The organism is Pseudomonas sp. FEN (genome assembly GCF_904067045.1).
Lineage (GTDB): Bacteria > Pseudomonadota > Gammaproteobacteria > Pseudomonadales > Pseudomonadaceae > Aquipseudomonas.
Genome location: NZ_CAJFDC010000007.1, coordinates 531,321 through 549,829, shown reverse-complemented (window position 1 = coordinate 549,829; position 18,509 = coordinate 531,321). Strand labels below are relative to the sequence as shown.

The following is an 18,509-nucleotide window of genomic DNA, read 5'->3' as shown; positions in this document are numbered from 1 at the left end:
GTTCAGGGGAGGGGATAGGCTTTTTCACCATGGAAGTCACCATGGAAGTCGCTGCTAGAGCTGTTTGAAAATTGATTCAGTGCGATTGGCCGGCTGAAAATTTAGCCAACGTAATTTCGAAAGCTCGCCCTGAAATCCAAAGGGTTCAGGTACAACTGATCCGACAGATCCCCGCGCAGAATGAAGAGCTTGGGCGCGTTGCGCAGCTCAAACACCCGGTAGAGAAAGAACTGTTGATCCATCTCTTTTGAGAACTGCAGCTCGTTGTGGCTGATGATGAAGGGCGCCGCTATTCCATTGTTGGTGGTTTTGACTTCGATGTACCGATGGTCCACTGGTGTATCGAACGACAAAATGTCGAATCCAGCGCCGTCGCCTCGGGTGTCCGATATCCATTCCAGTTGCTGAATCAGATCTGGGTAGCCAGCCTCCTGCAACCGCTGGTGCTCGTAGCCGATGACCCATTCCTCTCCGCTGCGGCCCAGTTGCCGGTTGGCTTCGTCACGTGCCGCGAAATTGAGCTTACGAGGTATGCGGATGCGCGATGCGGCTTCGGATGCCTGAAGTAAAGCTTCCTTCTTGGGCGCATCCACCAGCACGGTGCCGGTGTAGGTCTTTTCCCCGGGCGCCTTCACTTCCTCCAGTGCATCAACAACTTTGTGCATGACGCTGCGGTTGTCTGTGACATAGGCCTGAACCGCTTGACGCAGCAAAAGCTGGCTGTTGCCTCGGGGCTTGTAGCCCTGAATAAATGGCAATTCCAGACCGGCCAAAATGGCGCTGATGTTCGAATGCTTGAGCTCCACCGAACCTTTGCTTCGTCCGTTGAGGCGGGTGCGCAATGCGCTGTTGTGTTCGGTTTTGTTGTAGGGGCGCTGTTCAGCTTCAAGCCTCAGCATCTCAAAGTAATCGGCTACGGTCGCATCGACTTCGTCCTGGGACCAGTCCTCTCCGATTCGTATCACCTCGAACCCGAGCGACTGCAATTTGGCCGCGACGGTCGCTTCATTTTCCACAAGTGCTGTCGCGCTCAGTGGGCCGTCAGATGGGAATTGCACTCCGTAGGCAACCGCCACAACGGCTTTGATATCGCACTGTTCGCCATTTCGCGGATTGCGTACCAGGAAGTACCTCGATTTTCCGAAGCCATACCGCTTCAGAAAGGCAGAGCGTCCCAGGGTTGAAAACTCGTCAAAGGCGGCTTGGACGGCGGCAGGGCTTTGCAGTCTGGAGAGATCATTCATTTCGCGTCATGCGCCACTATGTAAGCCAAATCCTGTGAATTTGCAGGAGAGTCTCACATAAAAAGCGAAGTCTTAGAAATGGCTGTCCAGAGAAGGAAAAATATCCTGTTGGCTCGACGAAAAATCTTACGAGCACCTGATGGGGAGAGCTTTCTAGTCGTCAGTAAAAAGGGGAGCACAGCTCCCCCCTAAATCGCACTGGGCTTGTACCTGTCAGTTTGTTATCCCAGCGGGCTGGTCCTCAATCACGGAATCAACTTGTCGTTGAGCCAACTCAATCAGATGCACCACGCCCATCGCCACCTTGCGGTTCGCACCCGTGAGGTTGTCAGCATTTTCATAGGCGGTGGCGGCAGCGGAGTCCAGTATTGAGCTCGCGTTGACGAGGGCTTCTTCTCGGCTTTGTGGCGCCGGGGGCTTGCCTTGTATTCCTGCGATACCAGGGCGTTTTGGACCGCCGCCCTGAGGCAGCATGTAGTACGCCAAGGCGCGATCAGCGGCTTGGGGGTCAATGCTTTCGATTCCGGAGGTTCCCGGTGGGTTGGGTGTGACTTTGTACATGGCAAATCTCCAATCTCACGGATGGAGCCGTCACCAGTATCGCTACCAAACGATTGGGGTGGCGGCTGTACACAGGTTGGTAGACCGGAAGATTGGAGAAACCGGCGCGCCCGAAGGTGCCCTGCGCACAGCCACCATAAAATGCAGGCAATAAAAAACGCCTCATTCCAAGGGGGCGCTGTGCGCCAATCTATACCGGGCTACCAAACCCGATCACTGATATGCAGTGACGGACTGAAGACTAGCCAGCGAAATTGGCAGGCACAAGCGCTCAGGATTTTCTAGGAAACTTCATTCAAAGGAAAGCGAGTTGTCTTGCTGGCACTGCAAGATCACTGAAAAAACGCAGCTGATTTGACGGTGTTAAAACGCTGAAAGGGCAGTTGGCCGGGAGCGCGAATTCTCCTGCTGGGCCCTCGATTTTCTAGGTACTTAGGACTGATACGACTCAGTGGTTATGTGGATTTCCACGACCTGTCAAATACCAGGCCCAGTCACATGGGCCGGCAATCTGGCCAAGCGATCCCATCCTTCTGCGCTGATCCCTGAGCTGTTCGGCAACCACAATTTTTGTAGTGGCAACTGCTCCAACACGGACACCACGGCTGAAGTGAGCTGCGATTCCCCCGGACCCGCCGCGAGTGTCAGATCTCGCAGTGGCAAATGCACCAGGTGGGCGACTCCGGCGTCAGTGAGCCAAGGACTTTCATACAACCCGAGGCGCCGCAGCGGCAGATCGCGCAGGCAGGCCAAGTCGGCGTCGCGTAGATCCAGACCGCTTATCTCCAATTGCTCCAACGGCAATCCCAATTCGACGAGCATTCGCAAAGCCTTGCCGTCAATGCCGTGACAAAAACTGAGATTAAGCCGCTTCAGCGGCAGACCCGCCAGTTGTTTCAGTTCCTTCCCGGTGATGTCGTTCAATGAAAGGTCCAGCGATTCCAGCTCCAGACCACGCAGGTCGGACAATGTATGCGCGTCGATGCCTTGCACATCGGAGAGCCCCAGGCGCTTCAGTGGAAACGCGTGCAGCACATCGAGCCGCTCGATCATTTGCTGTGAAGACTTGAGATCCAGATCGGCGAGTGGCATGCCTTCCAGTTCGGCAATGTCGTCCTCGCCGATATACGAAGATTGCAGCGAAAGCCGTTCGATCGGCAGGTCCCGGATGGCGTGAAGCATGGCGTCGGTTGCGTAACAGTAATCGAGGCTCAGCGAGCGCAATGCGGTCAGGCTGTGGAGCCAGGAAGGCTCCTTCAGGATTGCGCCATTCCAGCCGAGCGATAGCTGTTCGAGTGGATGATGACCCAAGTGCTGCATTCCACGTGAAGTGAGTTCCCCTGCGCGTTCGAATGTGAGTGAACGCAACTTGAGTCGTGACAGTCCGAGCAGGCCGTCGTCGGTGACCTCATCACAACGGTTCAACGACAACTCCTGCAGCGCGCCACTGCCGAGTTGCTGGAGGAAACGGTCGTCGAAGTCTTCGCCATAGGTTTCCAACTTCAGCCGGCGCAACCGCTCGAGTGACGGGAGGCCGGTGGCGTTGTCATCGCGCGAAAAACCGGTGATTTCCAATGTTTCGAGGGCTGCGGCTGGCAAACGTTGCCACACAGTCTGATCGCAGCTGAAATTCGGGCTGTTGAGTACCAGCGTACGCAGTGGTAGCCCAGCCAGGGCATCAAGCCAGTCAGGCTCGGCATTCTCCAACACGATATGGTCTACGGGCAGTCCACGAAGCTGCGACAACAGTGCCTTGGGGCGATTGCTATGCGCGGTGGCGTTCAACTGCGCAACTGCGGCGATAGCGGCCGGATCGCACAGGCCGGCAGCGACTCGTAATCCATCCAGTGAAGCCTCTCCACTGTCGAGCAAATCGCGATAAAGCGAAGCGCGCGCGGCAATGTCATCGGGTGCGGCAGAGAGTTGGGCCATCAGGGCGTTGCGGTTCAGCACAATTGACGAGTCCGAGGTGAGTGAGCCGAAAGGATTGATGGAAGTATTAGCCAGTGAAGTCAGCCAGGTGTCCAGAGGCATGCGTGAAAAAAGGGGAGCAAGCTTCAATGCCAGTCGCTCAGGGAAGCTTGAAGCGGAGCGCGGTCTTGTGGCGAGTGGGCTTGCCCACGCTGGGGCGCGAAGCGGCCCCGAAACCAGCGAACGTAGCCTATCAGGGAGACCGAGTATGCCGATTTTGCGACTGCTTCGCAGCCGAACGCGGGCAAGCCCGCTCGCCACAAATTTCAGTCAGTTAAGATCGCTCTTAACTGACAGGCATTAGGAGCAAGCTCCCCTGTATGCCGCGCTGCTTTCCGTCAGCTTGTTACCCCTGCGGGCTGCTCTTCAATCACTGAATCCAGCTGCCGTTGAGCCAACTCGATCAGATGCACCACACCCATTGCCACTTTGCGATTGGCGCCCGTGAGGTTGTCCGCATTCTCATAGGCGGTGGCGGCAGCGGAGTCGAGGATTGAGCTGGCGCTGACGAGAGCGTCTTCTCGGCTTTGCGGGGCAGGGGCTTGGTTTTGTGTTCCTGTGACATCAGGGCGTTTTGGACCGCCGCCTTGAGGCAGTATGTAGTACGCCAAAGCGCGATCAGCGGCTTGTGGGTCGATGCTATCGATACCGGATGTTCCCGGTGGGTTGGGAGTGATTTTGAACATGCTGCGTGACTCCTAGTCGGTCAGTACGGAGCCGCTACCATCGCTACTAAACGATTCAAGGGTGGCGGCCGAACGCAGGTTAGTAGACCGGTGACTAGGCCCGGCGCACCCGAAGGCGCCCTGCGCACGGCCACCATAAAGCGCAGGTCGAAAGACATCGCCTTGCTGAAGGGGGCACTTTGCGCCTAGTCAAACGGCGGGCTACTAAACCCGATCACTGATGTGCAGTGACGACTGAAGACTAGCCACCGAAATTGGCAGGCACAAGCGCTCAGGATTTTCTAGGAAACTTCATTCAAAGGAAAGCGAGTTGTCTTGCTGGCGCCGCAAGATCACTGAAAATGAATTTTCTCATCGCCATTCAGCGCGCCATAGCCACATGTGAAGTCACTGGACTGGATGCTGTCGATCATTTCCGTGACGTCACGAAAATGATCGAAGCCGCTACATCCGCCGATGCTCAGTCATTGCCGAAAGCACCACCGACGTCGCCGCCGTCCTCGTCTCCACCCCCAGCTTAATATACACATGCTCCAGATGCTTGTTCACCGTACGCGGGCTCAAATCGAGGATGGTGCCGATGTCGCGATTGGTTTTTCCACAGGCTACCCAGCGCAACACTTCCACCTCACGCCCCGTCAGTTGAAAGCGCGCCGATAGCACCTGGCTGGCCGGTTCATCATTCAAACTCAAGGCCGCCACTGGCTGCGAAGCCGCCCGCGCCGAATGCAAAATACGTGAAGTCCGCAGATGCGCCGCCACCCGAGCCAGCACCTCATCGATCTGAATCGGCTTGGTCACGTAATCGCTACCACCCACCTCAAACCCCTGAACCACATGCCGGCTCTCCGTCAGCGCCGTCATGAACAGCACCGGAATATCAGCACTCTCCGGCTGTGCCTTGATCCGCCGACAGGTCTCAAACCCATCCAGCCCCGGCATCATCGCATCCAGCAGAATCAGGTCCGGGCGCCGGCGTTCAATCCGGTTCAACGCACTCAATCCATCCAGCGCCACCAGCACCATATAACCGGCATCGTTAAGCGCATCGGAGAGCAGGGCAAGATTGTCCGGGGTGTCATCCACAATCAGCACGACACCGGGTTCAGCGACTGTGGTCAGTGCATTCATCTTCTGCCTCCTTGAGGGTGCGGTTGATTTCGTCCAGGCGAAAGTTCTTCAGCAGCTTGCGGATCGACCCGATAAACGCCGCCGTGTCAGGTGCCTCGGCCTGGATGCTGTCGAGCTTTTCCTGCAGGCCACGGACATAGCCGATGGCGCTGAGTTCGCCGAGGGCGACAAGGTCAGGGTGTGAGGGTAGGACCCAGGGTTCGGGGAGTGCCACGGGTGCCGGCTTTTCACGCCGCACCCAATGCAGATCAAGTTGTCTCTGAATCCGTTCCAGCAACTCCGGCGTGCGCACCGGCTTGGCCAGGTAGTCATTGCAGGCACTCGCCAGGTTGCGCTCATCGCTGAAAGCATTGGCCGAGATCACGATGATCGGCACCGTGGACAGCGCATTGCGGCGGATCAGGCGGCTCGTCTCCCAGCCATCCATGGTCGGCATCGACAGGTCCATCAGAATCAGGTCCGGCCCCAGCAACGCCACCTGACGAATCGCTTCCTGCCCATTGCTGGCCTGCACCACCTCGAAGCCCAGCGGCGTGAGCATGCCATTGAGCACCTTGCGATGGTCGACATGATCGTCCACCACCAGCACCCGGCGCCGGGGCCCCTGGTAGCCGATGATGTCGTGCTCGACATGGACCACGGCCTGGGGCGCGCGCACCTGGGACAGAAACAGCCGCACCTGGAAGCAGGTGCCCTTGTCCTGCTGACTCTTGACCTGCAACTCGCCGCCCATCAACGAAGTAAGCATGCGGGTGATGGTCAGACCGAGGCCGACGCCCTTGTCCTGGCGCATCAGGTCGCCACGTTCGAACGGCTGGAAGATCCGCTCGATATGTTCGGGGTCGATGCCGATACCGGTGTCGATGATCTCGAAGTTCGCGGTTTCGCGCATGTAACTGACCCGCAGGCAAACCTCGCCGCTGTCGGTGAAATTCACCGCATTGCCCAGCAGATTGATCAGGATCTGCCGCACACGTTTCTCATCGCCGCGCACCACCGCCGGCATCTTGCCGATCAGTTCCAGGCGAAAGCGCAGACCCTTTTCCTGGGCCTGCGGAGTGAACATCAGCTCCAGGTCATGGATCAGTTCCGGGAAAGGAATCTCCGTCAGTTCCAGGCGCAGTTTGCCGGCCTCGATCTTGGCCACGTCGAGCAGGCCGTCGATCAGCGACAGCAAGTGCGAGCCACTGCGCAGGATGGTCGCCAGGGCATCCTGGTGCTGCTCCGGCATGGCCGCGTCGCGCTGCAGGTTCTGGGTGAAACCGAGGATGCTGTTGAGCGGCGTGCGCAGTTCATGGGACAGCCCGGTGATATAGCGACTCTTCGCCGCGTTGGCCGCCTCGGAGGCTTCCTTGGCATCCTGCAACGCCTGGTCGGTCAGACGGTGGGCGGCGATTTCCTGCATCAGCAACTGGGTCTGGCGGGTCGACTCTTCCTGGGCCACATGGCGACTTTCGCGGGTCAGGACGATCCACCAGGCGAGGATCGCCGCCAACATCGAGAGGGTCAGGAAGGCCTTGAAAAACGCCTGGTACAAGGTCGCCGAATGGGGCAACCCCTGGGACGCCTGGCCATAGATCAGCGCCAGGGCGCCGCTGAGCATCAGGATCAGTACCAGCAGCAGACCGAGGTAATGCATCAACCGGGTGTGCAGGCGCGGGACCAGGGTGCTGGGCAGCAGCCAGCGCAACAGCGATTCGAACTGCGCGGACAGGCGCCCCTGGGGTTTGCAACGGTCGCCGCAACGCGCATCCAGCGAACAGCACAGCGAGCAGATGGGCGTGCTGTAGGCCGGACAGAACGCCATGTCCGCGCTTTCGAACGGGTTGCTGCATAGGCCGCAGGTGATCTGTGTGCTCGGCTCTACCGGGCGCAGCAGCAACGGGTCGCTGCTGCGGGCGATGTAGTAGCGGCTGCCGGTAGCCCAGGCCAACAGCGGGACCATGATCAGCGCGGTACCGAGAGCGACAAAGGGCGGCGCGGCCTGGGCCAGGGCGCCGAACAGGCCGAAGTGGGCGAGGATCGACAGCAGCGAGGCAATCAGCATCGAGCCGACACCCACCGGGTTGATGTCGTAGAGGTGCGCGCGCTTGAACTCGATGTGTTTCGGCGACAGCCCCAGCGGCTTGTTGATCACCAGGTCAGCGACCACGCAGCCGATCCAGGCGGTGGCGATATTGGCGTAGAGGCCGAGCACCTGGTCGATGACATCGAACACCCCCAGCTCCATCAGCATCAGCGCAATCGCCACATTGAACACCAGCCAGACCACGCGGCCGGGATGGCTGTGGGTGACCCGGGCGAAGAAGTTCGACCAGGCCAGCGAGCCGGCGTAGGCATTGGTCAGGTTGATCTTCATCTGCGAGACGAACACGAACAGGACCATGGCGCCCAGAACCCATTCCGGCGAGGAGAACACATAACTGAAGGCCACCAGGTACATCTGCGTCGGCTCGGCGGCACGCTCCATGGGGATTTCGTGTTGCAGGGCGAGAAAGGCCAGGAAGGCGCCGCCGGCCATCTTCAGGGCGCCGGGGATGATCCAGCCGGGGCCGGCGCAGAGCAGCGCGGCCCACCAGCGTTTGCGGTTGGCCGCGGTTTTCTCCGGCAGAAAGCGCAGGTAGTCGACCTGTTCGCCGATCTGCGTCACCAGCGACAGGGCCACGGTGCAGGCCGCACAAAATTCCAGCAGGTTGAAGTCGCCGCCGCTGGTACTGCGGCCGAGGAAGCTGGTCCAGTCGCTGAAAGCCTGGGGATTTTTCACCAGCACGAACAGATAGGGCAGTACCAGCAACACCAGCCACAACGGTTGGGTCCAGAGCTGCAGGCGACTGATCAGTGTCACCCCATAGGCCACCAGCGGGATCACCAGTACGGAGCAGATCACATAGGCGAAGGCCAGCGGGATATGGAAATACAGCTCCAGGGCCAGGGCCATGATCGCCGCTTCCAGGGCGAAGAACAGGAAGGTGAAGCTGGCGTAGATCAGCGAGGTGATGGTCGAGCCGATATAGCCGAAGCCGGCGCCGCGGGTCAGCAGGTCCATGTCGACGCCGTAGCGGGCGGCGTAGTAGCTGATGGGCAGGCCGGTGAAGAAGATCACCAGGCTCACCGCGAGAATCGCCCAGAAGGTGTTGGTGAACCCATAACTCAGGGCCAGCACCCCGCCGATCGCCTCCAGAGCGAGGAACGACACAGCGCCTAAAGCGGTGTTGGCGATACGCAGCTCCGACCACTTGCGAAAGGACTTCGGCGTATAGCGCAGGGCGTAGTCCTCCATGGTCTCGTCGGCGACCCAGCTGTTGTAGTCGCGACGGATCTTGGCGATGCGCTGGGTGCCGGGTGGTAGCACGGTGTAGGACTCCTGCGGTCAAGGCGCTCCGTGCCTGGCGTTGTAGTGGTGAAAAATTGAGCAATTTTCATGCCCCAGGCTGCCGGGCCGCACCAGTGATTACCCGTGCGTGCGCCTGCGCGTAAGGCTGTCAGGTGGCACGGACCTGGGGCGCTAGCCTGCGCCAGCTTGGTGCGAATTTCCCTACGTCAAATGACGTATGCCTTTACGTCAGGCTGCGTATACCGGCCACTGCTCCTCGCCGCCATGCTGATGCCATCACCGTTGCTGGCCGCCCCCGAGGCGAACCCGCAGCGCCACCGCAGAGGAGTAGCAGCATGGAACCACGATTGATCCGCACCCAAGGTCTGTTGCCGCGCCGTCTGGCGCTGGGAGCGGCGGCCCTGTCGTTACTGGCCGCCAGTGTGTTCAGCCAGGGGGTCATGGCGGACGAGGCCAATAGCACCGGCCTGGCCGTGACCCCGACCGAAGTCACCGTCGGCCAGTTGCACTCGGCCACCGGCACCATGGCGATTTCCGAAACCGGTTCGATCCAGGCCGAACGTCTGGCCATCGAACAGATCAACGCTTCGGGCGGCATCCTCGGTCGGCAGATCAAGGTGATCCAGGAAGACGGCGCCTCCGACTGGCCGACCTTCGCCGAGAAGGCCAAGAAGCTGCTGGTCAACGACAAGGTGGCAACGGTGTTCGGCTGCTGGACCTCGGCCTCGCGCAAGGCCGTGCTGCCGATCTTCGAGAAGGAAAACGGCCTGCTCTACTACCCGACTTTCTATGAAGGGCTGGAGCAGTCGAAGAACGTGATCTACACCGGCCAGGAAGCCACCCAGCAAATCCTCGCCAGCCTTGACTGGATCGCCAAGACCAAGGGCGCCAAGACTTTCTACCTGGTGGGTTCGGATTACATCTGGCCACGCACCTCGATGAAGATCGCCCGCAAGCATATTGAAAACGTGCTGCACGGCACCGTGGTCGGGGAGGACTACTACCCGCTGGGCAACACCCAGTTCGGCTCGCTGATCAACAAGGTCAAGCTGAAGAAACCTGATGTGGTGTTTGCCGCAGTGGTCGGTGGTTCCAACGTGGCGTTCTACAAGCAACTGAATGCGGCGGGCGTCAATTCCTCCAAGCAGACCTTGCTCACCCTGTCGGTGACCGAAGACGAACTGCTGGGTATCGGCGGCGAGAACATGGCCGGTTTCTATGCCTCGATGAAGTACTTCCAGAGTTTGGACAACCCGAACAACAAAGCCTTCGTCGAAGCCTTCAAGGCCAAGTACGGCAAGGACGCGGTGATCGGCGACGTGACCCAGGCGGCTTACCTCGGCCCGTGGTTGTGGAAGGCGGCGGTGGAGAAGGCGGGTAGCTTCGATGTCGACAAAGTGGTCGCGGCCTCGCCAGGCATCGAGTTGAAAACCGCGCCTGAAGGCTACGTGAAAGTGCACGAAAACCATCACCTGTGGAGCAAGACCCGCATCGGTGAAGTGCAGCCCAATGGTCAGTTCAAGGTGGTCTACGAGTCCGGTCTGATCGAACCGAATCCGTTCCCTAAAGGTTACCAATAACGCTCGACCGCTATCGCCAGCAAGCTGGCTCCTACAGAGGCCGGGTACGACGAAACCTTTGTTGTGGAGCACCTATCTGTAGGGGCTGGCTTGCCGGCAATGCGGTTTTTTATTTCTACCTCCCAACAGGAGACCATCATCATGGAATGGCTATCGGAATTTGGTGCCATCGCGGCCATGCAGGGGTTCAACGGCTTGTCCGTGTTCTGCGTGCTGCTGTTGATGGCACTGGGGCTGGCGATCATCTTCGGGCAAATGGGGGTCATCAATATGGCCCACGGCGAGTTCCTCACCATCGGTGCCTACACCACCTATGTCTGTTCGAGCCTGACCAGCCATTTCGCTCCGGCGTTCCAGCCCTACTATTTTTTCTTCGCCATCGCCCTGTCTTTCCTGGTCGCCGGCGCCATCGGCTGGCTGGTGGAGTGGGCGATGATCAGCCGCCTCTACAAGCGCCCGCTGGACACGCTGCTGGCCACCTGGGGCCTGTCCCTGGTCATGCAGCAGACCTTCCGTTCGGTGTTCGGCGCCCGTGAAGTCAGTGCCACGCCACCGGAGTGGCTGATGGGTTCGTTCAACCTCACCGACGCCATCGAGATCCCGCGCAACGGCCTGTTCATGATGGCCCTGACCCTGCTGCTGACGGCGGGGATTTTTGTCCTGCTCTACCGTTCGCGCTGGGGCCTGCATGTGCGTGCCACGGTGCAGAACCGGTTGATGAGCCGGGCCGTGGGCATCAATACGCGCAAGGTCGACCGCATGACCTTCGCCCTGGGTTGCGGGGTGGCCGGGGTGGCCGGCGCGGCCTTCACCACCATCGGTTCCACCGGGCCCACCGCCGGCTCGCAGTACATCGTCGACACCTTCCTGGTGGTGGTCTTCGGCGGTGCGCAAAGCCTGTTCGGCACCATCGCGTCGGCCTTCGTGATTGCCCAGACCCAATCGATCTCGGAGTTTTTCCTCAGCGGTTCGATGGCCAAGGTGCTGACCCTGTCCGGGGTCATCCTGATCCTGATGCTGCGCCCCCAAGGGCTGTTCTCCATCAAAGTGCGCAAGTAGAGGCGAGCCGATGAACGTTCTAGACAAGATGCTGGCGGGCAAGCCGAACCTGCTCGGCGTGGCGCTGTTGGCGCTGCTGATTTTCGTGGTGTTCCCTCTGACCCTGGATGCCTTCCGCCTGAACATGGTCGGCAAATACCTGACCTACGCGTTTGTCGCCGTCGGCCTGGTGTTGTGCTGGGGCTATGGCGGCATTCTCAGCCTCGGGCAGGGGGTGTTTTTCGGTGTCGGCGGCTACTGCATGGCGATGTTTCTCAAGCTCGAAGCCTCCGATCCGCTCAGCACCAGGATCCAGACCACGCCGGGGATTCCGGACTTCATGGACTGGAACCAGATCACCGAACTGCCCTGGCTCTGGGTGCCGTTCCACAGTTTCAGCTTCACGCTGTTGGCGGTGATCCTGGTGCCGGTGCTGCTGGCTTTTATCATCGGCATGGCGCTGTTCAAACGACGGGTCGGGGATGTGTATTTCTCCATCGTCACCCAGGCCATCGCGCTGATTCTCACGGTGCTGATTGTCGGCCAGCAGGGCTTGAGCGGCGGGGTCAATGGCATCACTGACCTCAAGACCTTGCTCGGCTGGGACCTGCGCAGCGACAGCGCCAAGCTGCTGCTGTACTTCATCAATGCGGGATTGCTGTTCGGCTGCATTTTCATCGGTCGTTTTGTCCTCGCCTCCAAGCTGGGCCGCTTGCTGATGGCGATGCGCGACAAGGAGGAACGGGTGCGCTTCTCCGGTTATGACGTGGCGACCTTCAAGATCTTCGTGTTCTGCATTGCCGCCGGTTTCTCGGCGATTGGCGGCGCCATGTTCGCCTTGCAGGTGGGCTTTATGTCGCCGTCGTTCGTCGGCATCGTGCCGTCCATCGAGATGGTGATCTTTACCGCGGTCGGCGGGCGCATGTCGTTGCTCGGCGCGGTGTACGGAGCCTTGCTGGTGAACTACGGCAAGACCTATTTCTCCGAGTCCTTTCCCGAGCTGTGGCTGTACCTGATGGGCGGGCTGTTCATTGCCGTGGTCATGTACTTCCCCAATGGGTTGGCCGGGCTTTGGGACAGCCATGGTCGCCAGGCCCTGAGTCGATTGCTGCGGCGGTCTTCTGGCTCACAACCGCTGGTCGCGTCGGTGCCGCAAGCGCTGCTTACCGAAGCGAAAGCCCCGGCCTCTGAACGTCCTTCCCTGGAGACACAGCCATGACCGCCGTCGGTTTTCAGATGAATAAACCGGTGCTGGCCATCGAAGGACTGACGGTGTCCTTCGATGGTTTCAAGGCAGTGGATAACCTCAACCTGTATATCGACCGCAATGAGGTGCGAGTGGTGATCGGGCCCAACGGCGCCGGCAAGACCACGGTGCTCGACCTGATCTGTGGCAAGACCCGCGCCACCAGCGGCAGCATCCAGTTCGACGGGAAAGAGCTGACCAAGATGCACGAGTACAACATCGTCCGCGCCGGGGTCGGGCGCAAATTCCAGAACCCGTCGATCTACGAAAACCTCACCGTGTTCGAGAACCTGGAGATGTCCTATCCGGCGGGCCGCAAGGTGTTCAGCGCCTTGTTCTTCAAGCGCAGCGCGGCGGTGATTGCCCGGGTGGAGGAGGTGGCCCGGGAGATCTTTCTCGGCGACTTGCTGGAGCAACAGGCCGACCTGCTTTCCCACGGCCAGAAACAGTGGCTGGAGATCGGCATGCTGCTGATGCAGAACCCCGACCTGCTGATGCTCGACGAACCGGTCGCGGGGATGAGCGTCAACGAGCGGGTGCAGACCGCCGAGTTGCTCAAGCGCATCAGCCAGGGCCGTTCGGTGCTGGTGATCGAGCACGACATGGAGTTCGTCAAGAGCATCGCCCACAAGGTCACGGTGCTGCACCAGGGCAAGGTGCTGGCCGAGGGCAGCATGGAGTCGGTGCAGAACAATCCGAAAGTCATCGAAGTCTATCTGGGCCACTGAGGAAGCAGGCATGTTCAACGTCAACAAGCTGTCCTGTGGCTACGGCCAGAGCCAGATCCTCCACGACCTCGACCTGGTTGTGGCCAAGCAGGAAATCGTCGCCGTGATGGGGCGCAACGGCATGGGCAAGACCACGCTGTTCAAGAGCCTGATGGGCATTCTCCCGCAGTGGGGCGGGCGGGTCAGTGTCGATGGGTGCGAGGTCTCCAGCCTTGAGACCCATGAGCGGGTCGAGCACGGCATCGCCTATGTGCCCCAGGGACGGATGATCTTTCCCAGCATGACGGTGCTGGAAAATATCCAGACCGGCTTGCCGGCTTCGGCCCGGGGCCAGGTGCCGGAAGACCTCTATGCATTGTTCCCGGTGCTCCACGACATGCGCTCGCGCAAGGGCGGCAACCTCTCGGGCGGGCAACAGCAACAACTGGCGATTGCCCGGGCGCTGGCGACCAATCCCAAGGTGCTGTTGCTGGACGAACCTACCGAGGGCATCCAGCCGTCGATCATCAAGGACATCGCCCGGACCCTGAAGGAGATCCGCAATTTGCGGGATTTGACCATCGTGGTTTCGGAACAGGTGCTGTCCTTCACCCTGGAAATCGCTGACCGCTTCCTGGTGATCGAGAAGGGTCGTTTCGTCATCGAGGAAACCCGCGACAAGGTCGACGAAGCGACCATCAGCCGCTACCTCTCCGTCTAGACACCGCCGTCCTGTGGGAGCTACGTCATCCGACGTATTGGCCGATTCGCGCCGCCATTCGAGACTGCCAGCAACGCTGTACATCCCTACTGTCCAGGAGCTTTGCCATGACCGATACCTTGATCAAAGTCGACCTCAACCAGCCCGCCACCGAGAACGAGCAGATCCACAACCGCTGGCATCCGGATATCCCGATGGCCTGCTGGGTCAAGTCGGGGGATGACTTCATCCTCGAAACCTACGACTGGACCGCCGGGGCGATCAAGAACAACGATGACGCTTCCGACGTGCGCGATATCGACCTCTCCACCGTCCACTACCTCTCCGGGCCGGTGGGCGTACACGGCGCCGAACCCGGTGACCTGCTGGTAGTCGACCTGCTGGACATCGGCGCCAAGGCCGACTCGCAGTGGGGCTTCAACGGTTTCTTCTCGCGGCAGAACGGCGGCGGCTTTCTCACCGACCATTTCCCCAGCGCGCAGAAAGCCATCTGGGATTTCAAAGGCATGTTCACCAGCTCGCGGCATATCCCCGGGGTCAACTTCGCCGGCTTGATCCATCCCGGCCTGATCGGTTGCCTGCCTGACCCGGTGATGCTCGCCGACTGGAACCGTCGCGAGCAGGAACTGATCGACACCAACCCGACCCGCGTACCGCCCCTGGCCAACGCGCCACTGGCCGCCACCGCGCATATGGGCAAACTCAAGGGCCAGGCCCGCGACGATGCCGCCGCCACCGGCGCCCGCACCGTGCCGCCGCGCGAGCATGGCGGTAACTGCGATATCAAGGATCTGTCTCGCGGTTCGAAGATTTTCTTCCCGGTCTACGTCAATGGCGCCGGCTTGTCGGTGGGCGATCTGCACTTCAGCCAGGGCGACGGCGAGATCACCTTTTGCGGCGCCATCGAGATGGCCGGCTGGGTGCACATGAAGGTCGAGCTGATCAAGGGCGGCATGGCCAAGTACGGGATCAAGAACCCGGTGTTCAAGCCCAGCCCGATCACCCCGAATTACAAGAACTACCTGATCTTCGAAGGTATCTCGGTGGACGAGAGTGGCCAGCAACACTACCTCGACGTCAACGTCGCCTACCGCCAGGCCTGTCTCAACGCGATCAACTACCTGACCAAGTTCGGCTACTCCCCGGCCCAGGGTTATGCCTTGCTGGGCTCGGCGCCGGTGCAGGGCCATATCAGCGGCGTGGTGGATATCCCCAACGCCTGCGCGACCTTGTGGCTGCCGACCGAGATCTTCGACTTCGATATCAACCCCGACGCCAACGGTCCGATCAAGCACCTGGACGGCAGCATCGACCTGCCCATCGCGCCCGATCTGTAACACGCCATCAACGCTCCGGGAGGACCCAACATGCCGACCTACGAATACCAGTGCCAGGCCTGCGGTACATTCACGATGTTGCGGCCGATGAATCAGCGCCATGAGCCTTGCCAGTGCCCCTATTGCGGCGGCGCTGGCGGTGGCCTGCAGTTATCGGCACCGGCCTTGAACTGCCTGTCGAGCAGCCAGCGCCAGGCCATCGCCACCAACGAGCGCAGCGCTCACGCCCCGCAGACCGTCGCCGAGTACCAGCAGCGCCGCCATCCCAAGGGCTGCGGTTGCTGCGCGCCAAGCAAACCGGTGGCGCCAAGCAAGGCCAATCCCCTCGGACTCAAGAGCAAGACCGGGCCTCGGCCCTGGATGATCAGTCACTGACAGAGGTGTTCTTCATGCGCCATGGCGATATTTCCAGCAGCCCGGATATCGTCGGTGTTGCTGTCGTGAACTACAAGATGCCGCGCCTGCACAGCAAGGCCGAGGTCATCGACAATGCCCGCAAGATCGCCGAGGTGATCAAGGGCATGAAACAGGGGCTGCCGGGCATGGACCTGGTGGTGTTCCCCGAGTACAGCACCATGGGCATCCTCTATGACCATGATGAGATGATGGCCACCGCTGCGACGATTCCCGGCGAAGAAACCGCGATCTTTTCCGCGGCCTGCCGCGAGGCCAATACCTGGGGCGTGTTTTCCCTGACCGGCGAGCGCCACGAGGAACATCCGCACAAGGCGCCCTACAACACCCTGGTGCTGATCGACAATCAGGGGCGGATCGTCCAGCGCTATCGCAAATGCATTCCCTGGTGCCCCATCGAGGGTTGGTACCCCGGCGATCGCACCTATGTCTGCGACGGCCCCAAGGGCATGAAGATCAGCCTGATCATCTGCGACGACGGCAACTACCCGGAGATCTGGCGCGACTGTGCGATGAAGGGCGCGGAACTGATCGTCCGCTGCCAGGGCTATATGTACCCGGCCAAGGAGCAACAGGTGCAGATGTCCAAGAGCATGGCCTGGGCCAATAACTGCTATGTCGCGGTGGCCAACGCCGCCGGTTTCGATGGGGTGTATTCGTACTTCGGGCACTCGGCGATCATCGGTTTCGATGGCCGGACCCTGGGCGAGTGTGGGGAAGAGGAAATGGGCATCCAATACGCCCAGCTGTCGATCTCGCAGATCCGCGATGCCCGGGCCAACGATCAGTCGCAGAACCATCTGTTCAAGCTGCTGCACCGTGGCTACACCGGGATCTACGATTCCGGCGATGGCGACAAGGGCATCGCCGACTGTCCGTTCGAGTTCTACCGCACCTGGGTCCTGGATGCGCGCAAGGCCAGGGAGAATGTGGAGAACATCACCCGGCGCACGGTGGGCGTGGCGGATTGTCCGGTCGGGCAATTGCCCCACGCTGGTAAAGAAAAGACCGCCGGCTGAAGCATGTCATCGATCCAGCAGGTCTGCGCCTTGGAACAGCCCGAACTGGAATCGGCGATTGCCTGCTGGCCGGCACTGGGGGTGGGCAGATGATGGTTACGCTGCGGGATCGGTGGCTGCGGGTATCTCCGTAGGGACGCACGTCCGGCTAGCAAGCCACCTCCACCCGATTGCGGCCTTTTCCCTTGGCCTCATAAAGCGCCTCATCCGCCACCGACAGCAACCGCGAAAGCTCGTACCCCGACTCCTCCGTGGCCACCAGCCCGATGCTCACACTGAGAAACCCGGGCTCCAGCAGCGTCAGCCCGGCAAACGCGGTGCGGATCCGCTCCGCCACTGCCAATGCGCTGGCTGCGTCGCTGTCGCCCAGCACACAGGCAAACTCTTCGCCGCCAATGCGCCCGAACACATCCACCGGGCGCAGGATCTGTGTCGTTACCCGGCCGAAGGCGATCAGCGCCTGGTCGCCCACCGCATGGCCGAAGGTGTCGTTCAGGTGCTTGAAGTGATCCAGGTCGCAGAGCAGCAGCGCCGCCGCCGTCTTGCGCCGTTTGCAATCGGCCAGCAGTTTTTCACTCTTGAGCATGAACGATCGCCGGTTGCCGATGCCGGTCAGGGGATCGCTATAGGCCGCCGCCTTGAGCTGGCGTTCGGCGCGCTCCTTGACCATGGCCAGGGTCACGTAGCCGATCCCGACTATGTAGAGCATGGATTCGAACAGCATGAAGGAGAAGAACGGCACACCTTCGCCGCTGCCCGCGTTTGCCTGCTCCAGGCCGATGCCGGTATCGGTAAAGATCCGCACGCAGTAGAACAGGGTATTCAGCGCCGTCAGGGTCAACGCGGGCAGATAGGACGCTTCGAGGCTGTGCCGGCTCCGCCAGAACTCCAGCAGGGTCAGCCCGCCGTAGCCGGCTGCCAGCGCCGAGTAGGCGGCCACCCGCAATGGCAGCGATTCGAAGAAGCCTGGCAGCAGGCACAGCGCCAGCCAGGTCGCCGCACCCGCGAGCATGCCCGGCACTGAAGGCGGGCGTCCGGCAAACACGCGCATGGCGGTCCAGTTCATGGCGGCGCTGAGCAACAGGACCACGTTGCCGACCACCAGCGGCACAAAGTCGACGCCCAGGCCACGCAAGCTCACCAGCAGGATGCCGAGGGACGCCAGCAACATCATGCTGCCCAGGTAGGCGAGGCAGCGTTCGCGGGTTTCACGCAGCCAGGCGTGCAGGCTCAGCAGCCCCATCAGGCAGAAGATGAAGACCGAGACCAGCAGCAGGGTCGGGATGTGCAGCAGTGTCATGTTCAGGCAACCCAGTTCAGCCGGTGACCGGGGATCGCCCGGGACGGCGGCGGTGGGTGCCAGGGCACACCGCGAGTTGGAAAGCAGGATTTGGCACGTGAGCGAGCATCTTGGCAATCTCTCGGCGGGATTGTAGCGGGATCTCCGAAGGGGTGCCTGCTTGTTGAGCGGGCCTTAGCGCCAAGATCCTACAGATAGCGTTGAGTTGTCTGGCATCCAA

Annotated in this window: 15 protein-coding genes; 8 read left to right on the top strand and 7 right to left on the bottom strand. The window is 60.6% G+C overall.

The features are described 5' to 3' along the window. Window positions 1–101: 101 nt before the first annotated feature. From PFEN_RS08385 to PFEN_RS08360, 6 genes are all read right to left on the bottom strand, one after another. A complete protein-coding gene (locus PFEN_RS08385) occupies window positions 102–1,244 on the bottom strand; it encodes a DUF3883 domain-containing protein (protein WP_191486394.1) in 1,143 nt (380 codons plus the stop codon). A 213-nt stretch (window positions 1,245–1,457) separates the two neighbouring features. Further along, window positions 1,458–1,805: a DUF6124 family protein gene (locus PFEN_RS08380; RefSeq protein WP_177104656.1), complete on the bottom strand. Its 348-nt coding sequence runs from the start codon at window positions 1,803–1,805 to the stop codon at window positions 1,458–1,460. A 477-nt stretch (window positions 1,806–2,282) separates the two neighbouring features. After that, on the bottom strand, window positions 2,283–3,737 hold the full coding sequence (locus PFEN_RS08375; RefSeq protein ID WP_191486438.1) for a leucine-rich repeat domain-containing protein: 1,455 nt from the start codon (window positions 3,735–3,737) through the stop codon (window positions 2,283–2,285). A 377-nt stretch (window positions 3,738–4,114) separates the two neighbouring features. Then, the gene (locus tag PFEN_RS08370) at window positions 4,115–4,462 is read right to left on the bottom strand and encodes a DUF6124 family protein (protein WP_191486393.1); all 348 of its coding nucleotides are present in this window, start codon (window positions 4,460–4,462) and stop codon (window positions 4,115–4,117) included. Window positions 4,463–4,906: 444 nt separating this feature from the next. Further along, a complete protein-coding gene (locus tag PFEN_RS08365) occupies window positions 4,907–5,593 on the bottom strand; it encodes a response regulator transcription factor (protein WP_191486392.1) in 687 nt (228 codons plus the stop codon). Further along, a complete protein-coding gene (locus PFEN_RS08360) occupies window positions 5,568–8,945 on the bottom strand; it encodes an ATP-binding protein (RefSeq protein ID WP_191486391.1) in 3,378 nt (1,125 codons plus the stop codon). The genes PFEN_RS08365 and PFEN_RS08360 overlap by 26 nt, the downstream gene beginning before the upstream one ends. 317 nt (window positions 8,946–9,262) lie before the next feature. Here PFEN_RS08360 and urtA point away from each other — a divergent pair, with 317 nt between their 5' ends. The 8 genes from urtA to PFEN_RS08320 all read left to right on the top strand — a co-directional run bounded on the left by urtA (window position 9,263) and on the right by PFEN_RS08320 (window position 16,989). Beyond that, entirely contained in the window at window positions 9,263–10,507 is a 1,245-nt protein-coding gene (gene urtA / locus PFEN_RS08355) for an urea ABC transporter substrate-binding protein (RefSeq protein WP_191486390.1), read from the top strand. A gap of 141 nt (window positions 10,508–10,648) precedes the next feature. Further along, window positions 10,649–11,566, top strand: coding sequence for an urea ABC transporter permease subunit UrtB (gene urtB / locus PFEN_RS08350; protein ID WP_191486389.1), 918 nt, complete (start codon window positions 10,649–10,651; stop codon window positions 11,564–11,566). A gap of 10 nt (window positions 11,567–11,576) precedes the next feature. Next, window positions 11,577–12,764 (top strand): urea ABC transporter permease subunit UrtC, encoded by a 1,188-nt coding sequence (gene urtC / locus PFEN_RS08345; protein ID WP_191486388.1) that lies wholly within the window; start codon window positions 11,577–11,579, stop codon window positions 12,762–12,764. Further along, entirely contained in the window at window positions 12,761–13,519 is a 759-nt protein-coding gene (gene urtD, locus PFEN_RS08340) for an urea ABC transporter ATP-binding protein UrtD (RefSeq protein ID WP_191486387.1), read from the top strand. Before urtC ends, urtD begins: the two co-directional genes overlap by 4 nt. Window positions 13,520–13,529: 10 nt before the next feature. Further along, window positions 13,530–14,219, top strand: a complete 690-nt coding sequence (urtE, locus tag PFEN_RS08335) for an urea ABC transporter ATP-binding subunit UrtE (RefSeq protein ID WP_191486386.1) — start codon at window positions 13,530–13,532, stop codon at window positions 14,217–14,219. 107 nt (window positions 14,220–14,326) lie between these two features. Further along, the gene (gene fmdA, locus PFEN_RS08330) at window positions 14,327–15,556 is read left to right on the top strand and encodes a formamidase (RefSeq protein ID WP_191486385.1); all 1,230 of its coding nucleotides are present in this window, start codon (window positions 14,327–14,329) and stop codon (window positions 15,554–15,556) included. A 30-nt stretch (window positions 15,557–15,586) separates the two neighbouring features. Continuing rightward, window positions 15,587–15,931 (top strand): FmdB family zinc ribbon protein, encoded by a 345-nt coding sequence (locus tag PFEN_RS08325; protein WP_191486384.1) that lies wholly within the window; start codon window positions 15,587–15,589, stop codon window positions 15,929–15,931. Between the two features lie 14 nt (window positions 15,932–15,945). Continuing rightward, the gene (locus PFEN_RS08320) at window positions 15,946–16,989 is read left to right on the top strand and encodes an aliphatic amidase (RefSeq protein WP_191486383.1); all 1,044 of its coding nucleotides are present in this window, start codon (window positions 15,946–15,948) and stop codon (window positions 16,987–16,989) included. Between the two features lie 148 nt (window positions 16,990–17,137). Here the strand turns inward: PFEN_RS08320 and PFEN_RS08315 are convergent, their stop codons facing one another. After that, window positions 17,138–18,289 (bottom strand): GGDEF domain-containing protein, encoded by a 1,152-nt coding sequence (locus PFEN_RS08315; protein ID WP_191486382.1) that lies wholly within the window; start codon window positions 18,287–18,289, stop codon window positions 17,138–17,140. Between the last annotated feature and the right edge of the window lie 220 nt (window positions 18,290–18,509).

Coding starts and splice junctions, on each gene's coding strand:
- PFEN_RS08385 (WP_191486394.1), bottom strand. CDS start 1,244: ATGAATGATCTCTCCAGACTGCAAAGCCCTGCCGCCGTCCAAGCCGCC.
- PFEN_RS08380 (WP_177104656.1), bottom strand. CDS start 1,805: ATGTACAAAGTCACACCCAACCCACCGGGAACCTCCGGAATCGAAAGC.
- PFEN_RS08375 (WP_191486438.1), bottom strand. CDS start 3,737: ATGGCCCAACTCTCTGCCGCACCCGATGACATTGCCGCGCGCGCTTCG.
- PFEN_RS08370 (WP_191486393.1), bottom strand. CDS start 4,462: ATGTTCAAAATCACTCCCAACCCACCGGGAACATCCGGTATCGATAGC.
- PFEN_RS08365 (WP_191486392.1), bottom strand. CDS start 5,593: ATGAATGCACTGACCACAGTCGCTGAACCCGGTGTCGTGCTGATTGTG.
- urtA (WP_191486390.1), top strand. CDS start 9,263: ATGGAACCACGATTGATCCGCACCCAAGGTCTGTTGCCGCGCCGTCTG.
- urtB (WP_191486389.1), top strand. CDS start 10,649: ATGGAATGGCTATCGGAATTTGGTGCCATCGCGGCCATGCAGGGGTTC.
- urtC (WP_191486388.1), top strand. CDS start 11,577: ATGAACGTTCTAGACAAGATGCTGGCGGGCAAGCCGAACCTGCTCGGC.
- urtD (WP_191486387.1), top strand. CDS start 12,761: ATGACCGCCGTCGGTTTTCAGATGAATAAACCGGTGCTGGCCATCGAA.
- urtE (WP_191486386.1), top strand. CDS start 13,530: ATGTTCAACGTCAACAAGCTGTCCTGTGGCTACGGCCAGAGCCAGATC.
- fmdA (WP_191486385.1), top strand. CDS start 14,327: ATGACCGATACCTTGATCAAAGTCGACCTCAACCAGCCCGCCACCGAG.
- PFEN_RS08325 (WP_191486384.1), top strand. CDS start 15,587: ATGCCGACCTACGAATACCAGTGCCAGGCCTGCGGTACATTCACGATG.
- PFEN_RS08320 (WP_191486383.1), top strand. CDS start 15,946: ATGCGCCATGGCGATATTTCCAGCAGCCCGGATATCGTCGGTGTTGCT.
- PFEN_RS08315 (WP_191486382.1), bottom strand. CDS start 18,289: ATGACACTGCTGCACATCCCGACCCTGCTGCTGGTCTCGGTCTTCATC.